The organism is uncultured Pontibacter sp., assembly GCF_947495565.1.
Taxonomy (GTDB): domain Bacteria; phylum Bacteroidota; class Bacteroidia; order Cytophagales; family Hymenobacteraceae; genus Pontibacter.
The window spans coordinates 18,126-38,973 of sequence record NZ_CANLZM010000020.1 but is presented as its reverse complement, the minus strand read 5'-3'; the positions used below and the strand labels follow the sequence as shown (position 1 = coordinate 38,973).

Annotated in this window: 18 protein-coding genes; all 18 read right to left on the bottom strand. The window is 50.6% G+C overall.

Translation table 11 applies throughout. The features are described from left to right. Positions 1–1,233 carry a molybdopterin molybdotransferase MoeA gene (locus tag Q1B04_RS18905; RefSeq protein WP_299762105.1) on the bottom strand — a complete coding sequence of 411 codons (1,233 nt, stop codon included), beginning with the start codon at positions 1,231–1,233 and terminating at the stop codon, positions 1–3. Further along, on the bottom strand, positions 1,230–1,994 hold the full coding sequence (locus Q1B04_RS18900) for a sulfite exporter TauE/SafE family protein (RefSeq protein ID WP_299762102.1): 765 nt from the start codon (positions 1,992–1,994) through the stop codon (positions 1,230–1,232). Before Q1B04_RS18900 ends, Q1B04_RS18905 begins: the two co-directional genes overlap by 4 nt. Positions 1,995–2,018: 24 nt before the next feature. Next, positions 2,019–2,498: a cyclic pyranopterin monophosphate synthase MoaC gene (moaC, locus tag Q1B04_RS18895; RefSeq protein WP_299762099.1), complete on the bottom strand. Its 480-nt coding sequence runs from the start codon at positions 2,496–2,498 to the stop codon at positions 2,019–2,021. Between the two features lie 2 nt (positions 2,499–2,500). Continuing rightward, the gene (moaA, locus tag Q1B04_RS18890) at positions 2,501–3,484 is read right to left on the bottom strand and encodes a GTP 3',8-cyclase MoaA (protein WP_299762096.1); all 984 of its coding nucleotides are present in this window, start codon (positions 3,482–3,484) and stop codon (positions 2,501–2,503) included. A 4-nt stretch (positions 3,485–3,488) separates the two neighbouring features. Continuing rightward, positions 3,489–3,896: a molybdenum cofactor biosynthesis protein MoaE gene (locus Q1B04_RS18885; protein WP_299762093.1), complete on the bottom strand. Its 408-nt coding sequence runs from the start codon at positions 3,894–3,896 to the stop codon at positions 3,489–3,491. A gap of 5 nt (positions 3,897–3,901) precedes the next feature. After that, the gene (locus Q1B04_RS18880; RefSeq protein ID WP_299762090.1) at positions 3,902–4,141 is read right to left on the bottom strand and encodes a MoaD/ThiS family protein; all 240 of its coding nucleotides are present in this window, start codon (positions 4,139–4,141) and stop codon (positions 3,902–3,904) included. 197 nt (positions 4,142–4,338) lie between these two features. Continuing rightward, positions 4,339–4,932 carry a nucleotidyltransferase family protein gene (locus tag Q1B04_RS18875; protein ID WP_299762087.1) on the bottom strand — a complete coding sequence of 198 codons (594 nt, stop codon included), beginning with the start codon at positions 4,930–4,932 and terminating at the stop codon, positions 4,339–4,341. A 27-nt stretch (positions 4,933–4,959) separates the two neighbouring features. Continuing rightward, positions 4,960–6,144, bottom strand: a complete 1,185-nt coding sequence (locus Q1B04_RS18870; RefSeq protein WP_299762084.1) for an XdhC/CoxI family protein — start codon at positions 6,142–6,144, stop codon at positions 4,960–4,962. A gap of 16 nt (positions 6,145–6,160) precedes the next feature. Further along, positions 6,161–8,419 carry a xanthine dehydrogenase family protein molybdopterin-binding subunit gene (locus Q1B04_RS18865; RefSeq protein ID WP_299762081.1) on the bottom strand — a complete coding sequence of 753 codons (2,259 nt, stop codon included), beginning with the start codon at positions 8,417–8,419 and terminating at the stop codon, positions 6,161–6,163. 47 nt (positions 8,420–8,466) lie between these two features. Next, complete coding sequence (locus Q1B04_RS18860) at positions 8,467–10,668, bottom strand: xanthine dehydrogenase family protein molybdopterin-binding subunit (RefSeq protein WP_299762078.1); 2,202 nt, start codon at positions 10,666–10,668, stop codon at positions 8,467–8,469. Between the two features lie 18 nt (positions 10,669–10,686). Next, on the bottom strand, positions 10,687–11,670 hold the full coding sequence (locus Q1B04_RS18855; RefSeq protein WP_299762075.1) for a xanthine dehydrogenase family protein subunit M: 984 nt from the start codon (positions 11,668–11,670) through the stop codon (positions 10,687–10,689). Then, positions 11,667–12,308 (bottom strand): 2Fe-2S iron-sulfur cluster-binding protein, encoded by a 642-nt coding sequence (locus tag Q1B04_RS18850; RefSeq protein WP_299762072.1) that lies wholly within the window; start codon positions 12,306–12,308, stop codon positions 11,667–11,669. Before Q1B04_RS18850 ends, Q1B04_RS18855 begins: the two co-directional genes overlap by 4 nt. An 81-nt stretch (positions 12,309–12,389) precedes the next feature. Then, positions 12,390–13,556, bottom strand: a complete 1,167-nt coding sequence (locus tag Q1B04_RS18845) for an NTP transferase domain-containing protein (RefSeq protein WP_299762069.1) — start codon at positions 13,554–13,556, stop codon at positions 12,390–12,392. 82 nt (positions 13,557–13,638) lie between these two features. Continuing rightward, complete coding sequence (locus tag Q1B04_RS18840; RefSeq protein WP_299762066.1) at positions 13,639–15,858, bottom strand: xanthine dehydrogenase family protein molybdopterin-binding subunit; 2,220 nt, start codon at positions 15,856–15,858, stop codon at positions 13,639–13,641. A 118-nt stretch (positions 15,859–15,976) separates the two neighbouring features. Next, positions 15,977–18,199: a xanthine dehydrogenase family protein molybdopterin-binding subunit gene (locus Q1B04_RS18835; RefSeq protein ID WP_299762064.1), complete on the bottom strand. Its 2,223-nt coding sequence runs from the start codon at positions 18,197–18,199 to the stop codon at positions 15,977–15,979. Beyond that, positions 18,196–19,197, bottom strand: coding sequence for a xanthine dehydrogenase family protein subunit M (locus Q1B04_RS18830; RefSeq protein ID WP_299762062.1), 1,002 nt, complete (start codon positions 19,195–19,197; stop codon positions 18,196–18,198). The genes Q1B04_RS18835 and Q1B04_RS18830 overlap by 4 nt, the downstream gene beginning before the upstream one ends. After that, positions 19,190–19,717 (bottom strand): (2Fe-2S)-binding protein, encoded by a 528-nt coding sequence (locus Q1B04_RS18825; protein ID WP_299762059.1) that lies wholly within the window; start codon positions 19,715–19,717, stop codon positions 19,190–19,192. Before Q1B04_RS18825 ends, Q1B04_RS18830 begins: the two co-directional genes overlap by 8 nt. Positions 19,718–20,183: 466 nt before the next feature. Then, a complete protein-coding gene (locus Q1B04_RS18820) occupies positions 20,184–20,846 on the bottom strand; it encodes an OmpA family protein (RefSeq protein WP_299762056.1) in 663 nt (220 codons plus the stop codon). Between the last annotated feature and the right edge of the window lie 2 nt (positions 20,847–20,848).

Genomic DNA, 20,848 nt, shown 5'->3' with positions numbered 1-20,848 from the left:
TTAATGTGATGAGACTGCAGCCTGAGGTTTATTAACAAAATCGTAAAAATGAGTAGAGATAGGCACAAAACGCACCGCTTCTTTTGCTGTTGCGGGCGGCACCGAAAGTATACCGTTGGCCAGGTTTAAACTCACTAAATCTCCGGAGCCGGAAGTACCGATCTCCTCAACCTCAAACGCCTGCGCCTGGCCACTCCAGGTGGCGCGAACCAAGCGGTGATGCCAGAATTCCTGTAAGCCAGGCTTCGTGTTTGCTTGAAGCGGCACCTGCGGCAATGGCCAATTTATACTTTGCCCCAGCCACTCCCGGAAGTATAGCAGGTAACAAACAAACGTAGAAACTGGGTTTCCGGGGAAGGCAAACACTCGCTTTTCATCTTTCACACCAAACCAAAAGGGCTTACCGGGCCGCTGCTTGATGCCGTGAAAAACCTTCTGCACACCAAGGTGATGAAGCGCATCCGGCACAAAATCATACTTACCTTTCGAGACGCCCCCGGTTATTAGCAAAGCGTCATACTCTTCCAGCAATTGCCGGAGCTTTTGCTGCACAGCTTCCTGCTCATCGTGCACATGGTATAGGTCCGCTTTCACTCCTTCTTCCTTCAGCAGACTTTTTAAGGCGTACACATTCGATTTCCTGATTTGATGCTGCGCTGGGCTTTGGTCAGGGTCCACCAGTTCATCTCCAGTAGAAATAATAGCTATACGTGGCAACCTGGCAACTGTAATGCTTACTTTCCCGACGCTAGCCAGGGTATTGATGTGGCCGGAAGTCAGTCTCGCCGGAGCCTGCAGCAGCACATCGCCGGCGCGGGCATCCATCCCTTTAAAGTGAATGTTTTGACGCTTTGCCACTTTCTCAGGATTTACGTGCGCTACACCAGCTGTAATTTCCACCTCCTCATACATGATAACTGTGTCTGTGCCTGCTGGCAGTATGGCCCCTGTCATTACCTCCATGCACCCTTCCGGTTTAGTTAGCTCCTGCTGTGGCTCACCGGCGGCCTGTATACCTTGTATGCTGAAGCGATTATGTGCGGCCAATGCCTGATACTGTAAGGCAATTCCATCTTTTGTTACGCGGTCGAAAGGCGGAAAATCTCTGTCGGCTAGGATGTTCTCCCGGAGTATTCTACCTGTGGCATTTTCTAGCGCTACTTCCTCCGTTCCTAAATCAACACGATGCTCCCGCATAGCCTGCAGTGCCTCCTCAACAGAAATCAAACTCATATATGGATGCCTAAAGTATGTAATATAACCAGCCGCAAACCTACGTATAGCACCAGCACAGCCGTAAGTGATTTAACGATGTCCGGATTTAGCAATCCGAGCGTTAGCCTTACCCCTAACTGGCCTCCTGCAAAAACAGCCGCAATAAGAGCCAATTGAAGCGGCAGGTCCAGGTGCAGCGAGCCGCTCACAAATAAACCTCCCAATCCGGATACAGAGTTGGCCAGGATAAAAAAACTCGCCAGCGCCGCTATTTTCCGAGGCTCATCCCACCGCATCAGGTTAAGCACCGGCGACAGAAAAATGCCCCCTCCTATGCCTACCATACCCGACAAAAATCCAACGCTGCCTCCCAGGGCCGTCGTTGTTGCTGAAGTATACTTTTTTTGTGCTGCCTGCCGCTGCAGCATAGTTTTAATCAGCAGCACGAAAGCAGAAAAAATCAGGGCCAAACCTAACACGATAAAGAAGCCCCGCTGCGACAACTGAAACTGTGCCCCAAAAAACGCAGCCGGCACGCTGACGACAACAAAGGGCAAAAAACGCCGCCAGTCGAAGTACCCTTTTTGATAGAACAGGACCACGCTGCCCAGCACCACCGCCACATTACAGACAAGCGCTGTAGTACGGATAAACTCGAAATTGGCGTAGAACAGACTCAGCAAAGCCAGGTAGCTCGACCCGCCCCCAAAGCCGATGGAGGAGTAGAACAGTGCGATCAGAAAAAACGCTACTACTATCAAAACTTCCGGAGCTGCCATAGAATTGGGTAAACCAGCGTTTAATTATTGCATGCCGTAATCGCTTTTGCCGCCTTTTTTGTAGCAGAGTTTTACGCCTGTAATCGTCAGGTCATGCGAAAAAGCCTTACACATATCGTAAATGCAGAGTGCTGCCACCGAGGCACCGGTTAGCGCCTCCATCTCTACCCCGGTTTTGCCTTCACACTTTACTGTACACTGGACCCGAATCTGGTTTTCTTCGGGTGTAATCTCCAGATCAGTACCTGTAAGCGGCAGCGGGTGGCAAAGCGGCAGAATATCGGATGTCTTTTTGGCGGCCATCAAACCTGCTACAATAGAGGTATTGATGATAGAGCCCTTGTGCGTAAAAAACTGGTTCTGGCACAGCATAGCAAACACCTGCGGCGGAAACTGAATGTAGCATTCGGCCTGCGCCACGCGTTTTGTCACCGCTTTGCCGCCCACATCTACCATCATAGATTTCTCAGAAATCCGTACTTCTTCTTGATTCTTATCTTGCATGCTTAACCTCCAAGGTAGGCCATGGAGTCTTTTATGTGTTGTGTGTTTTGTGTTTCTGCCATAAAACCGTTGGCAGGTTTGTGGCTCAGGGCATTTTGGATTCGTTGCAGCAGCTGCCCATCCGTTACAGGTTGCCGTATCTCATCGCGCAAATTAAGCGCTGCCGCTCCGTACAGGCAGGTCCTAAAATCACCGTTGGCGGAGAGGCGAATGCGGTTGCAGGTACCGCAAAAAGTACGGCTGAACGAAGGTATGATCCCGATTCTGCCTTTGTACCCTGGTATGCTATAGTTAAGCGAGGTGGAATGCTGCGGGTCCTTCAGTTTTACCAGCGGGCCGTAGTGCGCCTCCAGGTGCTCCAGAATATGCAGGTAGTTCCACTGCAGCTCCGTCTGCTCCCCGGTTTGAGCGTTAAAAGGCATTTCCTCCAGAAAACGCACGCTGACAGGGGCCGTTTTGGTAAGCTCCGAGAGCAGGATAATGTCCTCAATGTTTTTATTTTCCATCACCACGCAATTCACCTTTACGTCAAAACCCTCGCGTAGCAAGATGTTCAGGTTTCGGTTTACCTGCTGAAAAGCATCGCGGCGGGTAATGGCAAAAAAACGCGCCTCATCCAGCGTGTCCAGGCTCACGTTTATACTTGTTATGCCTAGGTTTTTCAGCTCCTCTATGTGCGGCTCCAACAGTGTGGCGTTTGTGGTGATGCTTAGCTCCGGGGGATTTTCCAGCTCCGTCAGCTGCCTCAGAAAGTATAGAAGGTCTTTCCGCACAAAAGGCTCACCGCCTGTTATTCTGATTTTGTTGACACCCTGTTTGGTAAGGATGCGGCAGATGCGCAGCATTTCCTCAAACGACAGCTCATCCTCTTTTTTGCAAAACGGAATCCCTTCTTCCGGCATACAGTAAAAACAGCGCAGGTTGCACTTGTCGGTTACGGATAGCCGCAGGTAATTTACGGTTCTGTTGTGTTGGTCTAGCAGCATACGCTCAGGGGTTTTCGGACACCCATACCTGCTTGTTCTCAAAGAACTCTTTCTTCCAGATTGGCACAGTCTGTTTTAAGGTATCGATCATGTACTTGGTGGCTTCCATGGCGTCTTTCCGGTGCGGGGCTGATGCGCCAATCACTACAACCAGGTCGCCAACCTGCTTCTCTCCAACCGCGTGAATTATCAGTGTTTTCTGAAGTTTATACTTGGTGGTAGCCTCTGCCGCTATCTTCTGCATCTCGCTCATGGCCATTTCTCTATAAGCCTCATACTCCAGCTTATACACCTCTTCGCCTTTGGTGGCATTGCGTACAGACCCTAGAAACAATGAGATAGCGCCGGATCCGGGGTCGCGCAGGTGTTTGTACGCTACGTTCAGGTCGATTTCGTTTACAATATCTATCATAACGCTCACCCTCCGCTTACCGGTGGAATTACAACCACCTCATCCTGATCAGTAACCGGGTCATCGTCCTGTGCAAAATTCACGTTGACGGCAATCGCCATGGTCGGCAGTTTCTCGAAAGCTGGATACTCCTTCTTCAGCCTCGCCTTCACGTCCTTTACCTGTTTGATACCGCTCGTATCCTCCAGGTAAATTTCCGGCTGCCCCACAAGTTCCTTTGCCATTCCAAAAAGAGTTATCTTCATCTGTGTCCTGATTATTTTAAGCTTCCTCCGCACCCGCTTACAAACAGATTTTGGGAGGACGAAATAGAAGGTTCTGACTATGGGTACTACGGCAGTTTGCCCGGAAAGGATAACCGTAAAACAGGAGCGCCGCAGCTCAGCAAGTATAACCGCCTGCCGTAGTGCCACTTTGTAGTATTATTCTGTTGGCGGCACAATTATTCTGATAACCGGAGAGCGGCATAATCTGCGGCCGTATCAATATCTATACTTCCCTTGGCAAAAGGCACGGCGGCAACATCGTGGGCATACTTAAACAGAAGTTTTTTGGCTCCCTCCTGTCCTTGTAACTGCAGTAATTCCTGGAAAAGCGGTTTGCTGAACATTACTGGAGTTCCCAAAGTTTCGCTGTAAGCACATGCCGCAATTTTTTTTTCGGATGATTGCAGCGTGTTTATCAGGTTGTTCAGGATATGGCGGTCTGCAAAAGGCTGGTCGCAAACCATCAGTATTATACCTCCCACTGCCGGGGCAACAGCCAGCATTTTCTGCAGACCAGCTTTAACAGACGAAGCCATTCCCTGCTGCCAATCTGGGTTTTCAGTTGTATGTAAAACAGGAGCGGCTGGCAAGTCAAGTTCCAGTTGGGCTGCCCTGGCACCCAGCACCACTACAACAGGTGTGCAAGCGGATGCATATCCTTCCTGCACTGCCCGTTGCAAAAGGTTTTGCCCTTTGTACACTAGCTGCTGCTTTGCCCTGCCAAGCCTCGTGGATGCGCCTGCTGCCAATATGATGAGTCCTGTTTCCATGCTGTGCTACAAAGTATAAAGTTAAGCCTAAAAAGAGCAGCTGCGGTATGCGCCTGGTGCTACATCATCATCAGGCTGAAGCTTTTTATCTCTCGGATGTATAGCACCAGCGTTATTCCGCAACGAGTTAACCTGCTTGCCAGACAGCACTGCTTTTATCTCTGCCACAATAGAAAGCGCGATTTCTTCGGAAGTTTCCGCACCCAGATCTATACCTGTAGGTCCGAAAATTTTCTGTAGCTGCTGTTTGTCAGGTTCAAATCCGTCTTCTTTCAGTTCATCCAGCAAGCGCTGCAGCTTCTTTTTCGGGCCGAGAGCGCCCACGTAAGGTATGGACAATGGAAGCAATTGCCGCAGCATGGCTAAGTCATAGTTATAGTTGTGGGTCATCAACACGACCACGGTTTGGGCGTCAATATCCAGTTGAGGCAGCAGCTCATCCGGCTTCGCTACCAGCACCTGATTTGCCATCGGAAAGCGTGCGTGCGTGGCGTAATTTGCCCGACCGTCTGCCACAGTAATCTGCCAGCCTAGCACCGTTGCCATTTGGGCTAAAGGTATGGCATCGTTACCTGCCCCAACAATAACCAGCGAAACACACGGCTTCAGAAATTCCATAAAAGCAGTTATTTTTATACTTTCCTGCTGATACTCTTTGAGCTGAGATGTATGGGTTCGAAGCGTTTCTGCCGCATCGGCCAGCAATTGGTTCTGCAAATCACTTTCAGGAAATGATCCTATACTTTGATTATTCTCCATTAAAAGCAAACGTGTGCCAGCTTGCTTTGCCTTCTTGTCCTGCAGCGAAAACAGCGTGACCAGTACAGCCTTTTGCCGCTTATCCAGGTAGTTTTTCAGTAAAGCGATAGGATTCTCCGGCAAGGCAGGGTCGATTGGTTCAATCAGAATCTGGATGATACCGTTGCAGCCCAGTCCCACACCCAGCTTTGCGTCGTCATCATCGGTGGTATCATAGGTGACAAGCATGGGCTCCTGCTGCACCATGGCCAGACGGGCTTTGCGCAGGGCATCTCCTTCCAGACAGCCGCCACTAATTGCGCCGGTCAGCTGGCCAACGTCGGTTACCAGCATGCGCGCGCCCGGCCTGCGGTAGGCCGAGCCTTCCAATTGTACTACTGTGGCCAGTGCCGTCTGCTTACCGGATTTTATAGCCTTCTCGTAAGCATACACGATATCCTGTATTTCCTTCATCTCAATTCTTATATTTTTACACCAACTTGTCCGGTGTGATTGGGAGCTCCCGTATACGTTTACCTGTCGCGTTGAACACGGCATTTGCAATGGCGGGGGCTACTCCAATTATAGCGATCTCACCCAGCCCCTTAGTACCTATCGGGTCCACGATCATATCGGGTTTGTTTACAAAGGCTACCTCAACGGGAGGTATATCGGCATGCACGGGCACATGGTAGCTGGCAAAATCTTTTGTAACATAGCGGCCGAAACGATGATCAAGCACGGCATCTTCCACTAAGGCCATTCCAATTCCTCCCACTGCACCTCCTATCATCTGGTTACCTGCTGTTTTTGTGTTGATGATTGTTCCGGCATCGGCGCAGCAAACCACTTTTTGTACCAGCACCTGCCCGGTTACAGGGTGTACATGCACTTTTGCAAAATGTACGGAAAAGGAGTACATGGAATACTTTTCCCGCTCCTGGCCCGGTTCCGAAGTGGTTAATACCTCAATATCCTGCCCTTGGTTCTGCTTCAGTAAATCTGCGTAAGTTATACTTGCCGATCTGTTTCCGGCCAGCGTTATACTTCCGTCTGCGATAGAAATATCCTCTGGCTTTGCTGCGCTGAAGGCTGTTCCGGACCGGGCAGCAGCCAACTGCTGCAGCTTTTGCTTCAGCTCCAGGCAGGCGGCACGCACAGCAGACCCTACACTATTTATAGTAGATGAACCGCCTTGCTTCGGGGAATCAGGGAAAGCGGAGTTTCCAAGCTCGAATCGTATTTTGTCGGGTTGCACTCCCAAGGCATCGGCAGCTATCTGCACCATGGCGGTACCGGTGCCGGGGCCAATATCGGTCGTAGCGCTTTGGATCAGAATGGTGCCGTTTGGTTGCAGCTTTGCATAGGCTTTGGCTCCTCTTCGGTTTGCGCCAAAAGTACCCGCTCCCATGCCAAAGCCAACCAGCCACTCACCTTCCCGGTTGCTTCCGGGCTGCATTTTACGCTCCTGCCATCCTATTCGCTCCGCACCCATTTCCATACATTCCCGCAGGTAATTAGTAGACCAGGGCTTGCCGTTTTGCGGATCTTTATCAGGCAAGTTGTGCAATCGGAAGGCCAGCGGGTCTATCTTCAGCTGATGCGCCATTTCATCTAAAGCTGACTCCAGGGCAAAGGCTCCGGTGGCTTCACCGGGGCCGCGCATCCAGATAGGCGTGCTGATATCGAGCGGTAAAATGCGGTAGCGGGTTGTCACGTTAGGGCAAGTATACATCATACGGCTCTGCTGCAACGTTGACTCTGTAAACTCCTCGTAAGATGAAGTCTGGCCGATAGCCTCATGGGTTATGCCTGTTAGCTGGCCATCTGCGCTTGCGCTCATACCTACTTTCTGCCAGGTATGCGGCCGGTAACCTACCATGGTAAACATCTGCTCCCGCGTCAGCATCAGCTTTACGGGGCGGTTTACTTTTTTAGCGGCAATAATAGCTGCCGTTTCGTGAGGCCAATTGTGGAGGGCGTTCCCAAAAGCTCCGCCCACAAACGTAGCCACTACTTTCACGTTCTCCACCGGAATGTTCCACTCTTCGGCAAAGGTTTTCTGCGTGGACTTTACTCCCTGTGTTTTATCATACAGCGTAAGCCTGTCGGGTGCCTCCCAATGCGCAATGACAGCCTGGAGCTCCATAGGGTTGTGCACCTCGGTGGGCTGCACATACTCCGCCTCCATTTTTATGGCCTCAGTCGCATAGGCATCTTCCTTTCCCCGGGTATAATCCGCTAAACCAGATTTTGGGTTGCGCTTCGCTTGGGTAGGCAAGTCTGCTTTTTGCTTGTTTTGGTTGAAATCAGTCTGATGCGGTTCTTCCTTATACTTCACCTGAATTAAGCCAGCAGCATAACGAGCGCGTTCCAGCGTATCGGCCACTACGACGGCAACCGGCTGATCATTAAAGTATATTTTATCATCGTAAAAAACGCGTAGCGGCTGGCCTATTTTAGGTGGCTCTGCGGGATGGTCGCGGTTAATGTGGCCGGGCACTTTAGGCGAGTTCAGATGACTTATCACAGCCAAAACCCCAGGCGCACGCTCTGCCTGTTTAGTATCCATACTTTTGATGCGGCCTTTGGCTACCGTACTGCCTATCAGCACAGCATGAGCCATCTCGGGCAATTGGTACTCGGCAGAATAAGTAGCTGTCCCGGTTACTTTTAAACGCCCGTCAATACGATCCATCGGGTCGCCCACAAAAGGCGCTTCTACTTCCTTGTCATCTATAAATCCCATCTATACTTATTTACTGACTGATGATTTTATCCTTGAGAAATTTATACTTATACCAGCTTTTCAGGAGTTATCGGAAGCTCGCGGATGCGCTTGCCAGTGGCGTGGTAAACTGCGTTGGCTACTGCTGCGCTAAATCCTATTAACGGAATTTCGCCCATACCCTTTGCACCCATCGGATCGAGCACCGGATCTGGTTTATCGATCACAACAACTTCTATGTCAGGCACATCTGCGTTTACCGGCACGTAATATTTGGCCAAGTCATTGTTTACATGGCGGCCATAGCGGTGGTCTATAATCCCCTCTTCCATTAAAGCAATTCCGATTCCCCAGACTACAGAACCGTAGACCTGGCTTTCCGCTGTTTTCTGGTTCATCACCTTGCCGCAATCTACTGCCGACACCACTCTGTTTACCCGCACCTCGCCGGTTAAAGCATGCACCCGCACTTCCACAAAATTGGCGCAAAAAGACTTGCCAGAATATTTTTCCATGGCAGGGTTCCCTTCAGATTCTTTGATCACCTCCAACTCCGGTAGGCTTTGCTGCTTTAGAATATCTGTATAAGGTATGTTGGATGAGCCATCTTTCAGGCTAATGGCATTGTTCTCAAACAAAAGGTCTTCGGTGCGGGCAGCCTGTATTGCTTGCTCTGTTGCTAATTGCTGCAGCCGCTGCTTCAGTGCCTTGCACACCTCATAAACCGCTGACCCAACAGAAGCTGTAGTATGAGACCCGAACTGACCTGGAGCATAAGGCAATGTAGAGTCTCCCCATTCAAACCGTGTTTTTTCAACGTCAATGCCCATGGCGTCAGCGGCGATCTGCGTGAAAATGGTGGCAGAACCTGGACCAGTATCAGCTACCGCACTTTGCACAAGCAGGGAGCCATCCTGAGACAGTTTTGCCCTGGCTACTGCCCTATCGCGTACCGCTTTGTACACCCCTGATGCCATGCCCATACCTATCAACCAGTCTCCGTCGCGCATAGAACGCGGCTCGGATTTGCGTTTGCTCCACCCAAAACGTTTGGCTCCAGCCTCATAGCATTCCCTTAAATAGTTGCTGGACCAGGGCTTGTTGTTTTCAGGATCTTTAGCAGCAAAATTCTTCCGGCGAAGCTGCAGCGGGTCCATCTTCAGTTTGTAAGCCAGCTCATCCATGGCAGATTCCAGCGCAAAAGAACCGCTTGTTTCGCCGGGGCCGCGGGTCCAGCAGGGAGTACTCATGTCGAGCCGCACCAACCTATAAGTAGCATTCAGGTTCGGGCAGCTGTACATTGATTTTGTAGGGTCAGTGATGCGTTCGGTAAACTGCTCATACTGAGATGTGGAACCATAAGCCTCGTGCGTGATACCTGTCAAAGTACCGTCAGCACTTGCTCCAATACCGAACCGTTGCACAGAGCGGGGCCGGTAGCCTACCATATTAAACACCTGATCCCGTTTTAAGACCACCTGCACTGGCTTGCCTGTAGCTTTAGCTCCCATGATAGCGGCCATTTCCTGCGGCCAAACACGTGAAGAGCTTCCGAAAGCGCCGCCTACGAATGGAGAATACGCCCGGACATTCTCCTCACTCAAATCAAAAGCCTTCGCTATTTCCTTCTGCGATATTTTAGTTGCCTGTGTTTTGTTGTAGACGGTTACTTTATCATTGCCTTCCCAAACAGCGGTTGTTACGTGAGGCTCCATCGGGTTGTGCACCTGGAAAGGCGTTTCATACGCTTGCTCCACTTGGATAGGCGCAGATTTGAAGGCGCCAGCCACTCCGCGCGAGTAGTCATCGTGCCGGGCTGGCTTGATGGCTTTTTCCAGGCTATCCCGCATATCTGTGTCATGTGGTTCCGGCTCATACTCAACCTTAACAAGGCTTGCCGCATAATCCGCGCGAGCAAAACTATCTGCTATGGCTAGTGCTACAGGTTGGTGGTTGTGGTAGATCTTATTATCAAAAAACAAGCGGAATTCCTGCCCGTAGACCCTAGCGCCTTCGTTGTTGACAGAAGCACTGTAGCCAGGCACTTTGGGCGCATTTTCGTGCGAGATAATGCTCAATACACCTGTTGCCCTTTGTGCCGCTTTGGTGTCTATACTTTTGATGCGGCCTTTTGCGATTGTACTTGTCACCAACACCCCGTATACTTCGTTGGGCAAGTTATACTCCGCCGCATACTTTGCAGTGCCCGTTACCTTCAGCCTGCTCTCCACCCTATCCAACGGATCTCCTATATCCACTTTACTATGCATATTGTTCCTGGTTTATTGTTAAGCCATGCCTGCCGCATTTTTTAGCGCCTGCACAATGGAGTTAGGGGCAAGTTTGAGTTTATATTCGTTGTGCTCAAATGCCTTAGCCCCTTGCATGGCAACCGCTGCTGCCTGCTGAAAAACCTCTTCAGAGACTTGCTTCCCGATCAGTGCTTTTTCCGCCCCGAGTAGCCGCCAGGGTTTATGCGCTACGCCGCCCATTGCCAAACGTGCGTTTCGGATGGTGTTATTCTCTATATCCAGCGCCGCCGCCACCGACACCAGCGCAAACGCATACGAGGCACGCTCCCGCACCTTCAGGTAATGTACATTTTTGGTAAAGGGAGATGCTGGAATATCCACTGCCAGGATTAGCTCATCAGGCCCAAGGTTAGTGTCTTTTTCAGGCTGATCTCCGGGCAGGCGGTGAAAATCCAGAAACGATATGCTGCGGTCTCCGTTCGGGCCTGTTACCAGCACTTTTGCATCCAGCGCGGCCAGTGCCACACACATATCGCTGGGATGCACCGCTATACATTTATCGCTGAAGCCAAAGATGGCATGTATGCGGTTAATGCCTTCTAAGGCGCCGCAGCCGGAGCCGGGTTCTCGTTTGTTGCAGGGCAGAGCGGTGTCGTAGAAGTAGTAGCAGCGGGTGCGTTGCATTATGTTGCCGCCTACCGTAGCCATGTGGCGCAACTGGGCCGACGCTCCGGACACCAATGCCTGCGAAAGCAGCGGGAACTTCTCCAGCACCTGCTTGTCTTCAGCCACCGTACTATTGGCAACCAGCGCACCGATTCTAAGTCCGGTTTTGGTTTGCTCGATCTTGTGCAGCGGCAGCCGGTTTATATCGACCAGCTTCTGCGGGTTCTCCACCCCGTGCTTCATCAGATCGATTAAGTTTGTGCCCCCAGCGATGAACTTAGTAGCAGGGCTTTTGGCTTTTTGCTCCAGCGCTGCTTTCTGCTTGGTGGGCCGGGTATATTCAAACTGATTCATACTTTCTGCCCTCCGTTTTTAACCTCCTGAATCGCCTTCACAATGTTGGGATAAGCACCGCAACGGCAGATATTTCCGCTCATGTATTCTCGTATCTCGGCTTCTGAGTTAGCATGCCCCTCCCGGACACAAGCCACCGCCGACATGATTTGCCCCGGCGTGCAGTAACCGCACTGGAAGCCATCGTGCTTTATAAAAGCCTGTTGCATCGGGTGCAGTTCGTCGCCTTCGGCAAGTCCTTCTATGGTTGTTATTTTTTTGCCATCCAGCATTACCGCAAAGGTCAGGCAGGAGTTTACCCGAACACCGTCTACGTGCACGGTACAGGCGCCGCATTGGCCGTAGTCACAGCCCTTTTTTGTGCCCGTAAGGTTCAACTGCTCACGCAGTAGGTCCAGCAGTGTTACGCGGGGCTCTACTGACAGCTTCTGCTTTACGCGGTTAATTTCCAGCGTTACGGGTACTTTCTCAAACTTCTCCGCCACCTTCTCATCCAAACGCGCAGCTGCCGCATTAAAAACTGTCGGGGGCGTTAAAACAAGGGCAGTAAGCAGAGACGACTGCTTCAGGAAATCGCGTCTGGTATCGTTATGCGGCTGTTCGCTTTGCCCTTCCTTGTTAGCTTTCTGTTCTTCCATCGTATTTATACTTGTATTGCTTGGTATAATCAGGCTGCGGCGGATGTCGGGCAGCAGCGCATTTTGAAGTATGAAACGCTTTTAAATCTTAGTCTTGCTGTTTTGGATGTCGCGCATTACCTCCTGGTACTCTTCCGGATAATTGACATTACGCAGCTCCTGCACATCCGGTGCCTGCAGCAGTTCCACATCTGCGTTAATCAGCACTTTTCTGGGGCAAGTATAGCCTTGCGCTAAAAATGACAGCAGCACCTGGTACGCCCGAGGCTCCCAAATAGTAAGAAGCGGCTCCGGAAATTTGCCGTCCGGGTCTAGGAAAGCGGTGGCGAGTTTAGAGGGATTCCGGTGCTGCACCAGGTACTGCAACGTGTGCTCAGATAAGTATGGTAAATCGCAGGCAAGTGTGAGCCACGCGCTGTTAGGATCTTGCTGCATAGCACTCAAAATACCTCCCATGGGGCCTATTCCGATAAATTTATCTTCTAGTATAGTATTGGGGTTCTCTAGAGTATCGCGCTGTTGCTGGTTACAGGAGATATATACTTGCTCGCTGCAGGTTGCTAGCAAAGTGCGTACATGCTCCCGCTGATCTACGCCATGGTAAGCAAGGCTGCCTTTGTCCTGCTGCATGCGCGTACTTTGCCCTCCGGCCAACACCAGCCCCTTCAGCTTCGGCACCTGCTGGTCCAGGAAAGCAAGTATAAATGCTGCTATCTCGTTTTCCTGCTCCAAAGTATATACCGGCAGTTGCTCCAGGTCAGGCAGGTGCTGGCGCAGGTAATCTGGTACAGGCGTGGAGCTATCGCGAAGTATAAGCAGGCGCACATCGGTTAACTTTTCCAGCTTTAAATCCAGCGGCTTGGCAGGGTCTATGACAACAATCTGGCTTTTGGCCTTAAAATGATTTCCGTTTACCAGTACCAAGTCTTGCGCATTAAAAAGCTGGCGGTTCTGATAAGGGTTAAACTCCTGCTTAACGTCTAAGCGCCGGAAAGAAATTTTGTCGGTGAACGCTAGCCCGGCACCGAAAGCTATAGTTGAATCTGAGTCTGCACCGTGCTCTTGCTCCAGGTCTGCCGATCTGTGGTCGGCATCTACATAAGCAATTTTCCATGAGGCAGATAACTTTTCAACAAGCTTGCTTGCCAGCTTCTGGATAGCGCCACAAGGTGTGCCTAAAATGGCCAGTTCATTGCGGGCAAACTCCCCCAGTTCAGGTTTAGTGATGTTCGTGTGTTTTTGATGCATGTTGCGTTAATATGTTGCCGCCTCTAAAATAGAAGCCTAAAAAAACGCCATACTTACCGGTTGGCAAGTATGGCGCATTGTGTTACATCACTTTATCCAGCGTGATTGGCAGGTCGCGTACTCTTTTACCTGTGGCGTGGTACACGGCGTTAGCAATGGCTGCCGCTACACCTACAATCCCGATTTCACCAAGTCCTTTTGCCCCTATCGGATTTACGATCTCATCATGCTCCTCCACAAAAATCACTTCAATGTCATGCACATCGGCGTTTACCGGCACATGATACTCGGCCAGGTTGTGGTTCATGAAGCGTCCAAATGTGTTATCCATAAAGCTCTCCTCTTCCAGGGCCATACCGATGCCCCATACGATGCCGCCCAGAATCTGGCTTCGGGATGTTTTAGTATTAATAACACGGCCAGCTGCCACACCACTTACCACCCGAGATACCGTGATGGTTCCGAAGTCCTCGTCTACCTTTACCTCTACAAACACAGCCGCATGCGCGTAAGGCGCGTAGTTCTTCTGCTCAGAGGCAGGTTTGGAGGTAACCTCTTCTTCAATCACATCAAGCTCCCGCTGCTGCATAATATCCTTGATGTAAAACCCTTTGGACGGATCGCTTTTCAGCTTCATCATACCGTTTTCAAACTTCACCTCCTCCAGTCCGGCCAGCGCGAAAGGAGAACCGGGGAGCTTGCGCGAGAACTTCAGTAACCTCTCCCCAATGGCGTCACATACTTTTTTAACGGCTGAACCAACGGAGGAAACTGTCCAGGAACCGCCTTCCAGCGGCGCATACGGCAGTGTGGAGTCACCGAGCTTAAACGTTACATCCTCCAGCGGCAAACCCAGTGTTTCGGCGGCCAACTGCGTCATAACAGTGTAAGTACCGGTGCCAATGTCGGCAGTAGCGCTGCTAACGATCAACTTCCCGTCGGCCGTGAGCTGGGCTTTTGCACTTGCCTCCTGCTGTGTTGCCTCCCATGCTGCCGAGGCCATGCCCCAGCCCACCAGCTTATGCCCGTCGCGCATCGAGCGGGGCTCCGGGTTTCGCTTCTCCCAGCCAAACTTCTCTGCCGCCTGCCGGTAGCACTCCTTCAGCTCTTTGCTGGTAAAAGGCGCGTCTTCGTTCTGATCTTTTTCTGTATAGTTTTTGAGACGAAGTTCCACAGGGTCTATGCCGGCGGCCACCGCCAACTCATCCATGGCGCTTTCTAAAGCATACATACCCGTTACGCCACCCGGCGCGCGCATATCCAGCGGAGTATACACATCCAGGCCTACCAGCTTATAATCAAAAGCCACATTATCGCACTTATACAGCGTGTTTTGCCACACAACCACATTCTCGGCATAATCTTCAAACCTGGATGTCTCGGCAAAAGCCTCGTGTTTGGCAGCTAACAAATTGCCGTCTTTAGAAGCGCCCAGCTGCAGGTGCTGAATAGTAGCCGGGCGGTGCCCAAAGGAGAACATCTGCTGGCGCGTTAACACCAGCTTTACCGACCGCTCAAGGGCAAGCGCTGCCATAACGGCCAGGAATAGCTGGTACTGCGGGCGCAGACCGGAACCGAAGGCTCCACCTACAAAAGGAGAGATAACACGCGCATCTTTTGTAGATAAGTCAAAGATCTTCTTAATGTAATTCTGACTGTTTTTGACACTCTGCGTCTTGTCGTAGATGGTCATTGTGCCATCATCCTCCCATACTACTGTAGAGGCGTGCATCTCCATCGGGTTGTGATGCTCGCTGGTATGGAAGTATTCCTGGTCTACCTTTGCAGCTGCGCCAGCAAAAGCCTCCTCCATATTTCCCCTGGACTTAGGTGGCTCCCCTGACTTATATTTTTTCGGATTATAAGCTTTTTCCCGGTTGGCTTTAAGATTAGTTGTATGGGATTCTTCCTCATACTCCACCTGCACCAGCGAAGCACCGTAGCGTGCCAACTCAAATGTCTCGGCTACTACTAAGGCAATAGGCTGCATACTGAATTGGATTTCGCTGTCGTAGAGCGGGCGGAACGGCGACCCTGGGGGTGAATCTTCATCTTGGTAGCTTTTGTCGTACCAAGCTAGTTTAGGCCTGTTTTTATGTGTGAAGACATCCAGCACACCTTCCAACTCAAGCGCGGCGCTGGCATCTATACTTTTGATTTTGCCTTTGGCAATGCGGCTTGAAACTACAAAGGCATGCGTCATACCTTCTGCCGTAAACTCAGCGGCATACTTGGCCTGCCCGGTTACTTTTTCGCGGCCATCTACACGGCTGGTGCCTTTTCCGATATAATTTGTATTCATAGTTTTATTACCTGTTCTAGGTTTATACTTTTAGAATTGATGCTCTGTCTGCCAATCACCTGCACCTGCTACACAAAAAGATGATTCGCTAACCCTGCGGTAAGTATGGCAACTGATGCTACATGACTTTATCCAGTGTGATCGGGAGGTCGCGCACTCTTTTACCTGTGGCGTGGTACACGGCGTTGGCAATGGCTGCCGCTACGCCTACCATGCCTATTTCGCCCACACCCTTTACTCCTAAATCATTTACGATCTCATCGTGCTCCTCCACAAAAATCACTTCAATGTCATGCACATCGGCGTTTACCGGCACGTGGTACTCAGCCAGGTTGTGGTTCATGAAGCGCCCAAACGTATGATCCATCAAAGTATCTTCTTCCATAGCCATGCCAATGCCCCATACTACGCCGCCCAAAATCTGGCTTCGGGCAGTCTTTGGGTTAAGAATACGCCCAGCTGCAACAGCATTTACCACGCGGCTCACTTTAATGGTTCCGAACGCCTCATCCACTTTTACTTCTACAAACACTGCTGAATGGGCGTTAAGGGCGTAGTTTCGCTGTTTCAGCACATTAGGGAAACCGGTGGTTGTCTCCTCGATCATGTTGAGTTCTCGCTGCCGCAGGATATCGGTGATGGCTAACCCTTTCGATGGATCACTTTTCAGCTTCATCATGCCGTTTTCAAAAATCACCTCCTCCAGGCTGGCAAGCCCAAACGGAGAATCTGGCAGTTTGCGCGACCATTTCAGCAGGCTTTTCTTTACCTTGTCGCATACCCTCTTTACGGCGCTGCCTACCGAGGCTGCCGTGGCTGAGCCTCCCTCAATGAAGGCCAATGGCATATCTGAGTCGCCAAGCTCAAAAGTCACATCCTCCAGCGGTAGGCCTAGGGTTTCGGCGGCAATCTGTGTCATGATGGTATAAGTGCCAGTGCCGATATCGGCTGTGGCGCTTGTTACGCGCAGTTTACCGTCTGCAGAAAGTATGGCTTTTGCGCGGGCAGGCACTTGAAGGGAATCCCAGAAGCCGGTGGCCATGCCCCAACCAATAAACTGGTTGCCATCTCGCATGGAGCGCGGGGCAGGATTCCGTTTTTGCCATCCAAACTTCTCCGCTCCCTGCCGATAGCAATCGCGGAGGGCTTTACTGGAATAAGGTTTGTCTATACTTTGATCTATCTCGGTGTAGTTTTTCAGCCGCAGCTCCAGCGGGTCCATGTTCAGTTTGTAAGCCAACTCATCCATAGCGCTTTCTAAAGCATACATTCCCGTAGCACCACCAGGCGCGCGCATATCCAGCGGAGTATACACATCCAGCGCCACCACTTTGTAATCCAACGCCACGTTATCGCACTTGTACAGCTTGCTAGACCAGTTTACCACTTGTTCCACGTAATCCTCAAAGCGGGATGTTTCGGCAATAGCCTGGTGTTTGATAGCCTGCAGCGTACCATCCTTTGCAGCACCCAACGCTAACTTCTGAAAAGTAACAGGCCGGTGCCCGAAAGAAAACATCTGCTGCCGCGTAAGCCCTACTCTTACAGATCGCTTTAGCTCCAGCGCCGCCAATACGGCCAGGTATAACTGGTACTGGGGCCGCAAACCAGACCCAAACGCACCTCCCACAAACGGAGACAACACCCGCACTTTCTTTCTCGACAGTCCAAACACCATAGATATGTAATGCCAGCTGTTGATAACGCCCTGTGTTTTGTCATACACCGTCAGGGAACCATCTGGCTCATACAGCACCGTTGAAGCGTGCATCTCCATCGGGTTGTGGTGCTCTGCCCCATGAAAATAGTCTGCCTCTATAGTTACTGGAGATGCTTCAAAAGCGTCAGTAAAATCTCCTCTAGATTTTGGCTGCTTATAGCCTGCCTTGAATTTACTAGGCGGATATGCCTGCTGCAGGTTTGCCTCCAGCTTGGTGGTTGCTTCCTCCCCCTCATACTCTACCTGCACCAGCGAGGCTCCGTAGCGCGCCAGCTCAAACGTTTCGGCTACCACTAAGGCGATAGGCTGCATACTGAACTTTACCTTATCGTGCTGCAACGGACGAAACGGAGAGCCGGGAGGCGCATCCATGTCTTTGTAACTAATGTCGAACCAGGCCAGGTGAGGCACATTTTCGTGGCTGAACACCTGCAGCACTCCCTCCACTGCCAGTGCCTTGCTGGCATCTATACTTTTGATGCGGCCTTTTGGAATTCTGGCAGAAACCACAAAGCCATGCGTAAGGTCGTTTCCGCTAAACTCTGCGGCATACTTCGCGCCACCAGTTACCTTAGCAAACCCGTCTACTCTGCTGGTTGGTTTTCCTATATGCTGCGTCATGCCTGTTCCTTTTCTTCCAAGTGTGCGGCCTGCGAGAGTGCACGCACAATGGCCCGCTTTGCCAATTCTATTTTAAAGCTGTTGTGCTCATAGCCTTTTGCGCCTTCCAGATAAGCCTCCGCTATTTTCTGGAAGTTTCCTTTGGTGGCTTTTTGATCTTTTAAATTTGCCTCCGCCTCAGGTTTTCGCCAAGGTTTGTGTGCCACGCCACCAAGCGCCAGTCGGGCTTCTTTTATGGTATCTCCTTCCATCTCCAGCGCCGCCGCTACCGATACAAGCGCGAAGGCATAAGAGGCTCTGTCCCGTACTTTTATGTAAGCAAAGTTATCTGCAAACCCGTTGGCTGGGAGGTCTATGGAAGTGATGATCTCGTCTGGCTGCAGGTTATTATCAAGCTCAGGCTTATCTCCGGGCAGCCGGTGGAACTCCAGAAACGGGATGGTGCGATCGCCATTTTTACCTGTTACGTTTACTTTAGCGTCTAAAGCAGCCAAGGCCACGCACATATCAGACGGATGCGTGGCTATGCAGGCTTCGCTTTGCCCAAGTATGGCATGTATCCTGTTAAAACCATTGATAGCCGAACAACCTGAGCCTGGCTCTCTTTTATTACACGGAGTCGCTAAATCGTAAAAGTAATAGCAGCGGGTACGTTGCATCAGGTTTCCACCATCGGTAGCCATGTTGCGCAGCTGTGCCGATGCACCCGCCAGTATAGCATGCGACAGGACAGGGTATCGCTTTTCTACCTCGTTGTGATAGGCAGTTTCAGCGTTTGTAGCGAGCGCACCCAATCGTAAACCGCCTGCTTCATTTCCATCAATAGTCTTTAAGGCTAATTGCGTAATGTCAACCAGGTGGCGTGGCGTCATCACATCTATCTTCATCAGATCGAGAAGATTGGTGCCGCCTGCTATAAAATTGGCTTCTTTTTTTGAAGTAACCTCATTTACGGCTCCGGCTACATCGTTTGCTTTGCTAAGGGTAAAACTAAGCATTTTGCACACCTCCTTTCACCTGCTGTATGGCAGCCAGTATGTTATTGTAAGCGCCGCATCGGCAAATGTTGCCGCTCATCAAGTCGCGGATGTCATCTATCGATTTAGCTTTCCCTTCCTGCAGCAAACCTACCGCAGAACAAATCTGCCCTGGGGTGCAGTAGCCGCACTGAAAGGCGTCGTTATCAATAAAGGCCTGCTGCATCGGGTGCAGCTCTCCATCTTTTGCCAGCCCTTCGATGGTGGTAATTTCGCTGCCGTCTTTCATAACCGCTAACGTGAGGCAGGAGTTAACCCGGGTGCCATCTACCAGCACAGTACAAGCGCCGCACTGGCCATGGTCGCAGCCTTTTTTAGTGCCCGTCATGTGCAGGTACTCGCGCAGCAGATCGAGCACGCTTGTCCAGGGCGCTACTTCCAGTTTATGTTCCGTGTCGTTAATTTTTAAGATGATGCTGCTTTTAGGGGCAAGCGGACGTGCGGCTGTCTCGACGCTTTCAGTTTGAGGTTTGTCTTTCATAACAATTTTTAAATCTGTTAAAAGATGAAGCTGATAGTAAAGCAGAATTACCTCCTCATCTTTAAGGTGGGACTTGCTTTAACTGCCGATGGGCATGCCATGCAGCAGGCATAATATGTTGATACGAATAGCTTCTGTTTTTTGGTTGGGGTAAAAACGCAAACATCAAGCTAAAGGGCATTTTTTCATAAAGAGCTAAGCAAACCAGGTATTGTTAATAGCTCCTTAACAGCTTAGTAGCGTATGCTCAGAAATAAAAAATGCAGACGTGCAGGAAACAGATTTATACTTAAAAAGCCTGTCCGTTAGTAACCGACAGGCTTTTGGGGGTATGATTATAAATTGCAGCTAAATTTTATACTTCAGGTAAAGTTCTTTGAGCAAAGTATTTATTAGTTGATATCGCAGCTTCTGATTTATACTTATGAAGAGTCTTTTCTGTGGCTGGATGGTCAGGTAACTAGCTTTATCTGCTTATTGTATCCGTTTCCAGTGTTCCTACTTTCGGAAGAATCTGAATGACAAAACGCCTGTCTCGGATGTCTCCTTTACGGCCTGCACCCTCAAAGCCACTGCCGGCGGCAATAAGCTCTATTCTGTCTTTAGGAAATCGGATGCCCTGATTTTGCCAGTACTCCAGCAGCGATAGTGCCCGCTGATAGCTTAACTGCAAGGCGTATTCGCGCTGCGAAACATTACGTGGATCACCTTTCGGAAAACTGGCTGCGCGCCCGTCTATTACAATGAGGTATTTTACATCTTTGTCTTCTATGGAGTTGATGACCTGACTCAGGTTCTCGCCAGCTCTGCGAAGAGGCGCCCGTGCGCGCTGCGGTATTTCGGCACTGCTTTGCTCAAAGAGCACATCCACCAGTAATTCGTGCCGTTTAAACTGCTCGTTGTACTGAAAATAATCATCATCCAGGCGGGCGAGGGCGGCTTTAATCTCATCGAGTTTGCGCTTTTCCTGTACCTCTACCTGCAGGCGGGCAATATTATCGCGGTTCTCCTGATCTTTGTCTTTAAACAGTTTAAAGCTGAGCACAAACAACACCAGCATCACCAGAAAAAGCACCGTCATCAGGTCAACGTAGCTGGGCCAGAAGAAGTCGCGGCTTTCCTTGCTCATAC